Annotated in this window: 11 protein-coding genes; 10 read left to right on the forward strand and 1 reads right to left on the reverse strand. The window is 62.0% G+C overall.

What is annotated here, in order from left to right; genetic code table 11:
- Positions 1–268: 268 nt before the first annotated feature.
- The 7 genes from E5K00_RS18630 to E5K00_RS18660 all read left to right on the forward strand — a co-directional run bounded on the left by E5K00_RS18630 (position 269) and on the right by E5K00_RS18660 (position 8,872).
- Positions 269–733 (forward strand): 3-oxoacyl-ACP synthase, encoded by a 465-nt coding sequence (locus E5K00_RS18630; RefSeq protein ID WP_135464783.1) that lies wholly within the window; start codon positions 269–271, stop codon positions 731–733.
- 580 nt (positions 734–1,313) lie between these two features.
- Positions 1,314–3,050: a flavin monoamine oxidase family protein gene (locus tag E5K00_RS18635; RefSeq protein ID WP_135464784.1), complete on the forward strand. Its 1,737-nt coding sequence runs from the start codon at positions 1,314–1,316 to the stop codon at positions 3,048–3,050.
- 171 nt (positions 3,051–3,221) lie between these two features.
- A complete protein-coding gene (locus E5K00_RS18640; protein ID WP_135464785.1) occupies positions 3,222–4,946 on the forward strand; it encodes an alpha-keto acid decarboxylase family protein in 1,725 nt (574 codons plus the stop codon).
- Positions 4,947–5,004: 58 nt separating this feature from the next.
- On the forward strand, positions 5,005–6,393 hold the full coding sequence (locus E5K00_RS18645) for a ferritin-like domain-containing protein (protein ID WP_135464786.1): 1,389 nt from the start codon (positions 5,005–5,007) through the stop codon (positions 6,391–6,393).
- A 25-nt stretch (positions 6,394–6,418) separates the two neighbouring features.
- Positions 6,419–7,069 carry a hypothetical protein gene (locus E5K00_RS22980; RefSeq protein WP_210114334.1) on the forward strand — a complete coding sequence of 217 codons (651 nt, stop codon included), beginning with the start codon at positions 6,419–6,421 and terminating at the stop codon, positions 7,067–7,069.
- 2 nt (positions 7,070–7,071) lie between these two features.
- Positions 7,072–8,028, forward strand: a complete 957-nt coding sequence (gene bufB / locus E5K00_RS18655; RefSeq protein ID WP_135464787.1) for an MNIO family bufferin maturase — start codon at positions 7,072–7,074, stop codon at positions 8,026–8,028.
- Positions 8,021–8,872: an HvfC/BufC family peptide modification chaperone gene (locus E5K00_RS18660; RefSeq protein ID WP_135464788.1), complete on the forward strand. Its 852-nt coding sequence runs from the start codon at positions 8,021–8,023 to the stop codon at positions 8,870–8,872. The genes bufB and E5K00_RS18660 overlap by 8 nt, the downstream gene beginning before the upstream one ends.
- Positions 8,873–8,886: 14 nt before the next feature.
- On the opposite strand, the gene E5K00_RS18665 is transcribed toward E5K00_RS18660, so the two are convergent.
- A complete protein-coding gene (locus E5K00_RS18665; RefSeq protein ID WP_135464789.1) occupies positions 8,887–9,372 on the reverse strand; it encodes a hypothetical protein in 486 nt (161 codons plus the stop codon).
- Here E5K00_RS18665 and E5K00_RS23360 point away from each other — a divergent pair.
- The 3 genes from E5K00_RS23360 to rseP all read left to right on the forward strand — a co-directional run bounded on the left by E5K00_RS23360 (position 9,361) and on the right by rseP (position 12,693).
- Complete coding sequence (locus tag E5K00_RS23360; RefSeq protein ID WP_394346328.1) at positions 9,361–9,549, forward strand: hypothetical protein; 189 nt, start codon at positions 9,361–9,363, stop codon at positions 9,547–9,549. The genes E5K00_RS18665 and E5K00_RS23360 overlap by 12 nt on opposite strands.
- Before the next feature lie 453 nt (positions 9,550–10,002).
- On the forward strand, positions 10,003–11,169 hold the full coding sequence (locus tag E5K00_RS18675) for a 1-deoxy-D-xylulose-5-phosphate reductoisomerase (RefSeq protein ID WP_135464791.1): 1,167 nt from the start codon (positions 10,003–10,005) through the stop codon (positions 11,167–11,169).
- A 183-nt stretch (positions 11,170–11,352) separates the two neighbouring features.
- A complete protein-coding gene (gene rseP / locus E5K00_RS18680; RefSeq protein ID WP_135464792.1) occupies positions 11,353–12,693 on the forward strand; it encodes an RIP metalloprotease RseP in 1,341 nt (446 codons plus the stop codon).
- Positions 12,694–12,761 lie beyond the last annotated feature (68 nt).

The raw sequence follows: 12,761 nt of genomic DNA on the forward strand, positions 1-12,761 counted from the left end.
TTGCCAAGCACTTGCTTCGGTATCCTGCCACGGTAAATGACAAGGCTGCCTTCGAAGTGAGAGGTGGTCCATGCCAAGACTATTTTTGCCTCAACGCTTATTGCTACGATGCTGCCGGACACACGGCAGTACAAGTAATTACCGACAACAATGAGGATATACCGGGCAGATGTCGGATGGAGTTCTCCATTCGTGCCGAAGCCGCATCCATCAACAATTTAGGCCGCCTTTTATTGGACTGGCAAGTCGAAAATGACTCTGAAATAATATGGCAAGCCCAAACGAGCTGATCAAACAACAACTCTACACGCTCTGCGAGCAGTACACCCAGGACCGCCTCACTGCCATCCAGGCCGCCATTGCTGCCGCCCAGGAATCGGCTAACAGCGAAACCAAGAGCAGCGCCGGCGACAAGTACGAAACCGGCCGCGCCATGGCCCAGAACGAGCGGGACCGAAACCTGGTGCAGCTCCAGCAGGCCCGGCAGCTGCTGGGCGAGTTGCAGCGCATCGACCCCACCCGCCCCTGCGACACCGTGCGGCCCGGCGCCCTGGTACGCACCGGCATGGGCTGGTTCTTTATCAGCATCAGCGCCGGCAAGCTCACCGTGGATGGCACTGACTACTTCGCCGTGTCGGCGGCGGCCCCGGTGGCGGCGGCCCTCAGCGGCAAGCGGGCAGGGGAGGAGGCCCTGTTCAACGGCAAGAAAATCCAGGTGCTGGAAGTGTTATAGAAGCTCGGTCATTGGTTATGGCTTATCGGCTGGCTGCACCCGCGCTAAGTCGATATGCCCGTGGGCTTTTGCTGGACTGTAGTGTTCAATAAACCCGCTTTTATCCTGCATATATAAGGTTCAGCTTATTTTTATTTAAGTACTATACATTCTTCGAAAAACCTTGTAGTATTGTCAGTACAACCCGGCTCTGTGAGCTGGGCCGCCCTGCCCCGCTCTACTACTTCACACACCTGTCCTGCACACAACGCTGCGGTGGTCCATCAGTTGGGCTGCCCGGCTGGCTCATGGTACTTTTCTGCCGGCCTGCTGGCCCGGTAACGGAAAGGGACAGGTAACTCTACGCGCCGCCGCCGCTCTTGGTCGGCGCGGGCAGTATCCGCTACGGACTTATTCTGATTATGCCCGCCGCCCGATTTGGGTGCCGGCTGGCCGCGTTATTCTCTTTCCGCTACTCCACATTACCTCACGTCGGCGCGCCTGTCGCCCGGCCCCTGCTCTTCCTGCCATTCTACCGCCCCGGGTCCCACGGTTCCGGCAGCGGCCTTGTACTACCAATCCACCAACTATTCCCAATCCAATGAATCTTGACGTTGCCGTTATCGGCGGAGGAGTTTCGGGGGCCTACAGCGCCTGGCGTTTGCAACAGGAAAACGGGGGCAAAGCCCGCGTGGCCTTGTTTGAGTACAGTAACCGCATCGGGGGCCGCCTGTATTCGGTCACGATTCCGGGCCTGCCCCACGTAAAGGCCGAAGTGGGTGGCATGCGCTACATCCCGGAGTCGCACGTGACGGTGGCCAGCCTGATTGACCACCTGGCCCTGCCCACCGAAAACTTCCCGATGGGGGCCCCTGCCCCGGTCGGCGCCAACTGCAACCTCTACTACCTGCGCGGCAAGCACCTGCGCCTGCACGAGCTCAGCGACCCGGCCAAAGTGCCCTACAACCTGGCCTGGTCGGAGCGCGGCCTGGGGCCGACCAACCTGCAGGTGCAGGTCATGAACAGCATCTATCCGGGCATGAGCAATCTGAGTTTGAGCGAGCTGATGCAAATCAACGCCTTTGGCAAGCCCATGTGGAAGTACGGGTTCTGGAACCTGATGTACCGCACGCTCAGCAGTGAAGGCTACCAGTTTATGAAGGACGCCGGCGGCTACGACGCCAACGTGGCCAACGCCAACGCCGTGACTCAGCTGCCCGCCACCGAGTACAGCGACCAAACCCAGTTCCTGACCCTGCGCGACGGCTACGATCAGCTCCCGATTACCCTGGTCAAGCAGTTCAACGACACCTTCGACGGCGCTATTCCCAAGGGCCAGCGGGTACACATGAATCACCGGCTGGCGGAAATCGTCATCGGCACGGGTGAGTACCCCTACACCCTGCACTTCGAGCCCACCGAAACCGACTACAAGCAGTGCACGGTGGTGCAAGCCGCGGCCGAGCGCATCACGGTGCGGGCCAAAAAGGTGATTCTGGGCTTGCCCCGTCGCTCGCTGGAACTCATCAAGAGCAGCTTCTTTGACGATGCCGAGCTGAAGAAAAACATGGGCTCGGTGCTGATTCAGAGCGCCTTCAAGCTGTTTCTGGCCTACGAGCGGCCCTGGTGGCGCGCCCTGGGCCTGGTATCAGGCCGCTCCGTAACGGACCTGCCCGTGCGCCAGGTGTTTTACTTCGGCACCGAGGCCGAGCAGCCCCAGGGCCTGCCCTACATGAACTCGCTGCTGATGGCCAGCTACAACGACATCAGCACCGTGCCGTTCTGGAAAGGCCTGGAAAAAGGCAAGGAATACCCGGGCTACATGCCCGCCTGCATCGAGCCCGGCGTGACGGACGTGATTCCCGACATGGAGTTCCGGGCCACCGACGAGATGGTGCAGGCCGCCAACCGGCAGGTAGCCGAAGTGCACGCCCTGCCCGAAATTCCGATGCCCTACTCGGCCGTGTACCACAGCTGGAATGAGGACCCCTACGGCGGCGGCTGGCACGAGTGGAAAGCCAACTACCGCCTCGACCAGATCATGCACCAGATGCTCAAGCCCGTGGCCGACCAGGACATTCACATCGTGGGCGAGGCCTATTCCTACGACCAGGGCTGGGTGGAAGGCTCCCTCGACACGGCCGAGGCCATGCTGCAGAAGTATTTCCAGCTGGATCCGCCCTCCTGGCTGCCCGAGGCGGCCTATCCGCTGCTGCCCGAGCCCAATTCTACGCCCAGCGGCGGGGATACCCAGGCCTGCATCCCGTACTCGAAGGCCACGGCCGACAAGCTGAAAAAGAGCATTCCCAACTGCCTCACGCCCATTCAGCCCAGCTAAATGCTAGGGTAAAAGTCCGTCATGTCGAACGCAGTGAGACATCTCGCGTGCTGACGTTGCCACAGTAATCTGATTGCCATGGCAACGTCAGCACGCGCGATGTCTCGCAAAGCTCGACATGACATCATCGCCCCAGCGGCTACTTCCCAATCCTGCTATTCTCTCACTTCCATGACCGTTTCTGACTACATTCTGGCCCGGCTTAAGCAGCTGGGGCTGGAACATATTTTTGCCGTGCCCGGCGACTACGCCAGCCCGTTCCTGTCGGTGCTCGACCAAACGCCCGGCATTACCCGGGTGCCCAACATTAATGAGCTGGGCTCGGGCTACGCCGCCGATGGCTACGCCCGGTTTCGGGGCATCGGGGCGGCCTGCGTGCAGTACGGGGTGGGCACGTTTAGTTTGCTCAACTGCACGGCCGGCTCCTACGTGGAGCGGCTGCCGGTCGTCGTTATTTCGGCCAGCCCCAAAACCTCGGACCGCAAGCTGGAGCGCCAGCAGGGCATCCTGTTTCACCACAGCACCGGCAATTTGCGGGCCGATCAGCAGGTGTTTCAGCGCGTGACGGTAGCTTCCGAAATCGTTAACGATGCCGGCGCGGCCCCGGCCCAGATTGACCGGGCCCTCACGGCCATGCTCACCCACCAGCGTCCGATTTATATTGAAGTGCTCAATGACATCTGGGCCAAGGAGTGCGCCGAGCCGGTGGGTATGTTGGCCGCGCAGCCCCGCCCCAGCGACCCGGCCGCCCTCGAAGCGGCCGTGGCTGCGGCCTGGACCCGGATTCAGGAAGCCCGGCTGCCGGTGTTGTGGTTGGGCGTTGAAATTCAGCGCTACGGCTTGCAGGAGCTGGCGCAGGAGTTGGTAGAGCTGAGCGGCCTGCCCTTTACGACCACCAGCGTGGGCAAAACGGTGCTCGACGAAAGCCAGCCCCAGTTTATCGGCACCTACGCCGGCCCCGCCTCACCCGCCCTGACCCGGGCCGTCATGGCCGCTACCGACTGCCCCATTGCCCTGGGCACCATCATCACCGACGACTACCTCGACATCATGAAGGCTTCGTTCGGGGCCATGCTGGAGGTGACGGATGAGGAAGTCCGCATCGGCTACCAGCATTACCCCTACGTCACGCTGCCGGATTTTCTGGACGCGCTGCTGACCCGCTTCCGCGCGGCGGGCGCGCGGCCGGCCTACGAGCTGCCCGCCGTACCCGCCGACCCCACGCCTGCGCTGACCGGGCCGCTGACCTATAACACGTTTTATGGGGCGCTAACAGGCTTTTTACACGACCAGCAGCTGACCCACGACACCGTGCTGGTGCTGGGCGAAAGCACCTCGCTCTACGTGTTTGGCAACCTGATGGGCCTGCCCCGCAACAGCTTCGTGGCCCAGGCGGCCTGGGGCTCGCTGGGGCACGAAACCGGCTGCGCGTTGGGCGTGGCCCTGGGCAGCGGCAAGCAGCCCGTGGTAGTGGCCGGCGACGGCGGCTTCATGATGGTGTGCCAGGAGCTGTCGAGCCTGGTGCGGGCCAAGTCTAACGCGGTGGTGTTCGTGATGAGCAACCAGGGCTACGCCATTGAGCAGGCCTTCGTCGACATCAACGCTTTCCAGCCCGGCCAGGAGTTTGCCGAGTTCGACCTGCTGCCCAGCTGGGACTACGCAGCCCTGGCCCAGGCCTTCGGGGTGCGCGGCTACCGCGCCGAAACTGTGGAAGAGCTCCAGCAGCATCTCCCCGAAATCATGGCTACCACCGGCCAGCCCTGCCTGGTGGAAATCGTGATTCCGAAGCACGACCTAGCCCCGCAGCTGGCCCGCCTAGCCGGCGCCCCGCCCGCCACCGAGTCGCGGCAGCAGCACCGGCTGGCCCTGGCCGCCTCCCGCCCCCCGTCGAGCTAGTACGAAGTGCCTGTATCGGAGCTTTTATTTTCTTTCCCACTCTCACCCCCTCGCGTTTATGCCAAATTCTTTACAAGCCGTTCCCCGGGACCTCAAGGCTGCCATTCAGCAGGCCATTGAAATCGAGCTGAGCACGATTCCGATTTATCTGTACACCTATTATTCCATCAACCGGGTGCCGGATCAGAACAAGATTATTGCTGACCTGACCAACCGGTTCATCGACCGGGGCCTGCCCACCGACCAGGCGGCGCAGCGCGCCCAAGACGTATCGGTGCAGATTATGGTGCACGCCAACAAGGCCGGGGCTACCATTATGAGCGTGGCGGTGGAAGAAATGCTGCACATGGCCCTGGCCTGCAACCTCAAGCGCGCCCTGGTGGGCATGCCCAAGCTGGTGGGCAAGTCGCCCAGCCAGTACCCGGCCCAGCTGCGCGGCCACCAGCCCGGCCTGGAAATTCCGCTGCGGGGCTTCGGGCTGGCCCAGCTCGACGTGTTCAAGCAAATCGAGCTGCCCGAGCAGCCGAAAGCGTTGCTGCGCGCCGAGCCCGACCCCACGCGCGACTGGACTTCGTTGGGGGAGCTCTACGGCTGGATCAGCGCCCAGATTACGGACAACGTGACGCCGCCCGACTTCGAGCAGTTTAAGGACGAGCCCCAGCTGGGACCCAACCAGGGCTACTACGCCACCAACAACGTCAACACCCTCTACTACGACGCCGAGCACAAGCCGCGCTTTACCAACCGGGACGCCGACCCGAAAAACCCGCACGGCAACGTGGGCGACCTGATCCGCATCGTGGACGTGAAAAGCGCCCTGGCGGCCATCGACATCATCGTGGAGCAGGGCGAAGGCCACGTGGAGAAAAAAGGCACCGGCAAGGACGCCGGCCGGCCCTGGCAGAAATACGGCGACCATACAGTAGACCAGGAAGAGTCGCACTACCAGAAGTACTGCCAGCTCTACGACGAGCTGAAGGACATGCTCAGCGAGGAAGGCCAGTTGCAGGATTTTTCCCTGCTCGACTACTTCGTGAAGCCCGTGCCCGAAAACCCGACCACCGCCGGCTACCCCGCCGACATTCAGACGGTGTCGAACCTGCTCAACGCGGTGTACACCTACCTCTATATGATGACTGAGGCCTGCTACCGCCAGGAAATTCCCAAGCAGAAGGAAATCTTCAACTTCGGCATGCACAAGGGCATGATCTTCATTCTGAGCACGCTCTGCGACTATATTACCTCCTTGCCGCTGCCCTGGGGCGGCGTGGCCGGGCCCACGTTCGAGAACTACGAGTTTGCTCCCGCCACCAGCGCCAAGTCCCAGCTCGTGGCTTTGTTCAACAAGATTCCGGCCGCGCTGAACCCCAGCCAAAACGTGCTGGCCCGCATCCAGACCCTGCCCGACATGGACATCGTGACCAAGAAAGTGCTCAGCTTCGCCTAATCCTTAGCCCCGATACCCTACTCTTATGAATACCTCCGCGAAAAATACGCCCGCCGCCCAGGCCGGCAACCTGGCCGCCAGCGCCAGCAACGGTTGCGGCAGCTCCAACGGCTGCGGCTCGGCCCCGGCTCCGGCACCCAGCAGCGCACCCGTGGCTGCCAAGGCCGCCTTCGTACCCCTGGAGCTGCACGCCTGCATGGGCCTGAACGCCTGCAAGGGCCACGACCGGTTTGGCACCAACAGCTGCGCCGGCACCGGCATGTGCGCCACCACCGAGCACGTGTGCCACTCCCTGAACAACTGCCGCGGGCAGGGCGGCTGCGGCCTCTACGGCAGCGCCGAGGAGCAAAACCAGCCCGGCCAGAACGACTGCGCCTGGAAAGGCAGCTGCGCCACCCCGATTCAGGCGGAGCGCTTCAGCACGCTGGGCCCCAACCAAGGCAAGAGCGTGTGGCTGCGGGCCCGGGCCCTGTTTGAGGAGCGCCTCAAGCGCGAAGACCGGGAAGTGGGCACGCCCCAGTTCAAGGAAGGCCCGCCCACGTGGTGGCTGCGCTCCTTGGGGCCGTTCGACGGCTGCGGCTCCAGCGGCAACCCCAGCTGCAGCTTCGGCGACAGCGGCAACCTGTGCGGCGTGCGCTCGGGCCAGAAGCACGGGGCCGGCAGCGACGCGCAGTAACGATGAGCACCGCGTTGTATCAGCAGGTGCAGCAACTGCCCAACCTCGGCCTCGGGCTGGGGTTGCGGCACGTGCACTTCGCCCACATTCTGGAGCACTGGCCCCAGGTCGACTGGTTTGAAATCATTTCCGAGAACTTCATCGACTCCCGGGGCCGGCCGCGCTACGTGCTCGACCAGATTGCGGAGCGCTACCCGGTGGTGATGCACGGCGTGTCATTGTCGGTGGGCAGTACTGATGGGTTGGATTTCGATTACCTGAGTCGGCTCAAAACGCTGGCCCGGGCTATCCGGCCCGCCTGGGTGAGTGACCATCTGTGCTGGACCGGGGCGTTGGGCCTGAACACCCACGATTTGCTGCCCGTGCCCCTGACTGAGGAAACCCTGCGCCACATTGCCAATCGGGTGCGCGTCATCCAGGACTTTCTGGAGCGGCCCCTCGTCCTGGAAAACCCGAGCACCTACCTCAGCTTTACCCATTCCACGATTCCGGAGGCTGAGTTTCTGGGCCGGCTGGCCCAGGAAACCGGCTGTGGCCTGCTGCTCGACGTGAACAACGTGTACGTGAGCTGCTTCAACAACGACGAGGACCCGCTGGCCTACATCGACGCGCTGCCCGCCGACCGGATTGTGCAGATGCACCTGGCCGGCCACCAGCACTGCGGCACCCACATCATCGACACCCACGACCGGGAAGTGTTGTCGCCGGTGTGGGCCCTTTTCCAGCGGGCCTGGCAGCGCACCGGCGGCGTAGCCACCCTGCTGGAGTGGGACAGCCAGATTCCGCCCTTCGCCGAGTACCACGCCGAGCTGCTCAAGGCCCGGCAGTTTATGGAAGCCATGCCGGCCCTGCTGACTGCCGAAGCGCCGGTGGTAGCCGCGGCGGGCGTGGTGTCCAACCCGCTGAGCTTTCTGACGCCGGGCATCATGTCGCCCCCAACCGCCCCCGTTCGTGTCTGACTCTGCCTTTTCGCTGCAACAGGTGCAGCACTGGATGCAAACGGTGCTCACCGATTCGGCCGGCCTGGGCGCGGCGATGCGCGGCCCGGCGGCCCAGACGGTGCTGCCCTTGCTACCGCAGGACGTGGAGCAGCTGATTGCGCCTTCCAGCCGGATGAGCGGGGGGCAGCGGCTGGCCGTGTACCAGCGGGGGTACTTTGCCCGGCTGCTGGAGTGCATGGCCGGCCAGTTTCAGGTGCTGCGGCAGGCGCTGGGCCCGGAGCTGTTCGAGGATTTTGCCCGCGAATACTTGAGCGTGTACCCATCCCAGACCTATACCCTGGGCGAGTTGGGGGCGCGGTTTCCGCAGTTTCTGGCCGAAACCCGCCCCGACCGGGACGCACCGCCCGCCGAGCGGGACTCCTGGCCCGACTTCATGATTGATCTGGCCCGGCTGGAGCGCGCCGCCTTCGTGGCCTTCGACGCGCCCGGTGCCGAAAATCAGCCCGCGCCGAAGCTTACTACTGCGGATACCGCCTTGCGGCTGGCCCCGTGCGTCACACTGCTGGCCTTTCAGTTTCCGGTGAATCAGTACTATCAGGCCGTGTATCAGGGCCTTGAGCCGCCGTTGCCGCCCGCCTGGCCCAGTTACGTCGTCATTACCCGCCGCCACTACCAGCTCGGCCTATTCGACGTGAAGCCTCTGCAATTCCGGTTTCTTCAGTGGCTGCAACAAGGCCGTTCAATAGAAGAAGCCCTTACGCTGCTGGCCACCCAACCCGATATAGACCACGCCACGGCTGCCATGTTATGGCAGATCTGGCGGGCCAAGTGGCTGGAATGGGGCTTTTTTACGACTGGGTAGTTCCCGTAGCCTGATTACATTATTCGAAATTCACCGCCACCGGCTAGGCGCTTATCGATTTCGGCGGTTTCAAAGTAGTGCAGGGCACCCGTGTACTCGGCGACTAGTGCAGTCCAGTTTTTGGCGCGGGAAAGGTACTCGGGTTGTTCTTCCAGGACGTCCTCCAGGACTTCGGGGTTGAACTTAGCAGCCACCTCAAAGAAAACGGCCGTGTCAACGACCAGGATAAGTCCGGTATCAGAGCAGAATTGCAGCAGATTATCGGCGGTGCTTTCGTCGCTGTTGAAGTAGTGAATTCGGGCTATGTCGAAGTCTTCTACGTCAGCCGTGAAAAGTGCGTATGGAATACCGGTGCTGGGATAGGGAAAAATGACCGTTCTAAGTTTCCGCAAGTCCGGATTAGTCAGTAACAGCGCTGGTTTCTCAGCAAAGTCACTCACATAGAGCGAGTCAATGAAAATATACTCCCGGCCAACGGTAAGCTTGAGGTGACGCGGCATCGGAGGCAGGCTTACAGCTTGGGCAACAGCCCCGAAATGCCCTTGATGTTGAGCCGCACGAAGTTTTTGACCCGCTCGAACTTGGCGGTGGTTTCTTCCAGTTCCTCGTCCTTCTCCAGCTTGCTGGGGCGCTGGGTGTCGAGTAGGGCGAAGATGCTGTCGGCAATGTCGATGTAGCCCAGAATCATGAGCAGCAGCAGCTTCTTTTCGTCTTCCTGGTAGCTTTTGGTCCGCACGGCCTTCACCAGGCTGTCGAGCTGGTTGGTTTCGTCGATGAACAGGTCGCGCAGGTACAGGCGCTGCTGCTGGTAGTCGGCCAGCTGCTCGGGTTCGGTTTGGGCGGCCGAGAAGGGAAAAGAAGTAGTAAAGGCCGTGGCGGCGCGGAAGTCTTTTTCGGCGGCGTATACGGTGTCGAGGTGCTTTTGCAGGCTGGTCCAGAGGCCTTTGCGGGCTTTGTCGAAGGCGGAAAGTGGGGCGGGAGTAGGGGTGTTCATGCAGGATAAAGAATAGCGCGGCCACAAAAGTACGTCCTTCCGGGGCGGGAACTAGCTGCTGCCCGCCCACGAACACAAAGTTCGGCTTACTTTTGCCGGGGCCAACCCCACCAGGCCCGTAGCTGTTTCTATTTCCATGTCTGCTCTTTCCAAACGCGTCACCCTGCTGGGCTCCACCGGCTCCATCGGCACCCAGGCCCTCGACGTTATCCGCGCCCACCCCGGCCGCTTTCAGGTGGCGGCTCTGTCGGCCCACTCCAACGCCGAGCTGCTGATCCGGCAGGCCCGCGAGTTCCGGCCCACCGTGGCGGTCATCGGCGACGAGCGGCAGTACGACGCCGTAAAAGCTGCCCTGGCCGGCCAAAGTACCGAAGTGCTGGCCGGCAGTGCCGCCCTGACCGAAGTAGCCGGCCGCCCCGACACCGACATCGTGCTGACGGCCATGGTCGGCTACTCGGGCTTGCTGCCCACGGTGGCCGCCATCCGGGCCGGCAAAGACATTGCCCTGGCCAACAAGGAAACCCTGGTGGTGGCCGGCCAGCTGATTACCCGCCTCGTAAAAGAGCACGGCGTGGGCCTTTACCCCGTCGACTCGGAGCATTCGGCCATTTTTCAGTGCCTGGTAGGGGAGGAGCGCAACCCGATTGAGAAGATTATCCTGACGGCCTCGGGCGGACCGTTCCGGGGCCGCACGGCCGAGCAGCTTGCTTCCGTGACCAAGGCCCAGGCCCTGAAACATCCCAACTGGGACATGGGCGCCAAAATCACCATCGACTCGGCCTCGCTCATGAACAAGGGCCTGGAAGTTATTGAGGCCAAATGGCTCTTCGGGCTCACCAATGACCAGATCGACGTGGTGGTGCACCCGCAGAGCATTATCCACTCCCTGGTGCAGTTCCAGGACGGCTCTTTGAAGGCTCAGCTGGGCCTGCCCGACATGAAGCTGCCCATTCAGTACGCCCTGGGTTACCCCGAGCGGCTGCCCAGCGACTTTCCCCGCTTCTCCTTCCTTGATTATCCCACGCTCACCTTCGAGCAGCCCGACCGCACCACCTTCCGCAACCTGCCGCTGGCGTTTGAGGCCATGCGCCAGGGCGGCAACGCGCCGTGCGTGCTCAACGCGGCCAACGAAATTGCCGTAGCCGCTTTTCTGCGCGACGAAATCGGGTTTCTGGAAATGCCGAGCCTGGTGGAAAGCTGCCTCACGAAGGTTTCGTACCTTGCCGAACCGTCGCTGGACGACTACGTGCTGACCGACCAGGAAACGCGCCGCGTGGCGCACGAACTGGTTGGCCGCCGGTAAGTGTTGTCTGGTTACATTGGCTTTTTTTATCGTCTGTCATCCTGAGCCCAGCGAAGGACCTTCTGCCAGTTGAACGACTTATTTCAACGTGATAAGGTCCTTCGCTGGGCTCAGGATGACAGACGTAGAAAATACCAGCCATTCCAGTTTTTCTTCCCTTTCTCCTCAATACCAAGTTTCGCTTTGGAAGTATTAATCATGGCCGGCCAGATGTTGCTGGGCCTTTCTATTCTGGTGGGTTTGCACGAGTTCGGGCACTTCGCCGCCGCCAAGTACTTCAAGATTCGCGTCGATAAGTTTTACATCTTCTTCGACTTCCTGTTCCCCATGCCGGGCGTGATGAACTTCGCCCTGTTCAAGAAGAAAATCGGGGAGACGGAGTACGGCCTGGGCTGGTTCCCGCTGGGCGGCTACGTGGCCATCCACGGCATGATCGACGAAACCACCGACGCCGACCAGCTGGCCGCCGAGCCCCAGCCCAACGAGTTCCGCTCGAAGCCGGCCTGGCAGCGCCTGATTGTGATGCTGGGCGGCATCATCATGAACGTCATTACCGGCATCGTCATCTTCTCGGCCCTGACCTTCAACTACGGCGAGAAATACCTGCCCGCCTCCGAGGCCCGCTACGGCGTGGTGCCCAACAAGCTGGGCGAGGAAATGGGCTTCCGCACCGGCGACAAAATCGTGAAAATCAACGGCCGGCCCTTCACCGAGTTCGACGAGGTATACAGCACCGATGTGATGCTGGGCTCGAACAGTTACTACACCGTGGACCGCAACGGGCAGCTGCTGGACATTCCGATTCCCACGAACTTCATGGACCGCCTCTCCGACAAGGACCAGACGCCCTTCGTGCTGCCCCTGAACCCCTTCGTGGTAGACCAAGTGGTGTCGGGCAGCGGCGCGGCCAAGGGCGGCCTGCAAACCAACGACCAGATAACCTCGGTAGCGGGCAAGCCCACGCAGTTTTTCCCCGAGCTGCAGGAAGCCCTGAAGGCCAACGCCGGCAAAACCGTACCGGTGCAGATCGTGCGCGGCGGCCAGCCCCAGACCCTGCAGATTGCCGTGGACGACGAAGGCCATATCGGTTTCATGCCCAAGTCCTTGCTGAAAGAGGCGACGCGCACCTACAGCCTGGCGGAGTCGGTGCCGGCCGGCACGAAAAAGGCCTTTGGCGTAGTAACGACGCAGATGAAGGCCTTCGGTAAGATTTTCCGCGGCGAGGCCTCGGCTCGTAAGTCGCTGGGCGGCCCAATGGCCATTGCCCAGCAGTACGGCGGCGTGTGGGACTGGCTGCGCTTCTGGACTTTGACCGGCATGCTGTCGATGGTGCTGGCTTTCATGAACCTGCTGCCCATTCCGGCCCTCGACGGCGGCCACGTGCTGTTCCTGCTCTACGAAATGATTGCCGGCCGCAAGCCGTCCGACTCTTTCCTGGAAAACGCCCAGAAAGTCGGCATGGTCATGATTTTGGGCCTGATGGTCTTCGTCATCTTCAACGACTTCTTCAAGCTGCTGTTCTAAGCGGCGTCCTGAACGAAAAAGCTCCTCCCTTTGCTTAAGGGAGGAGCTTTTTCATTTGCCGATTCTTT

This window comes from Hymenobacter aquaticus (assembly GCF_004765605.1).
GTDB classification, from domain to species: Bacteria; Bacteroidota; Bacteroidia; order Cytophagales; family Hymenobacteraceae; genus Hymenobacter; species Hymenobacter aquaticus.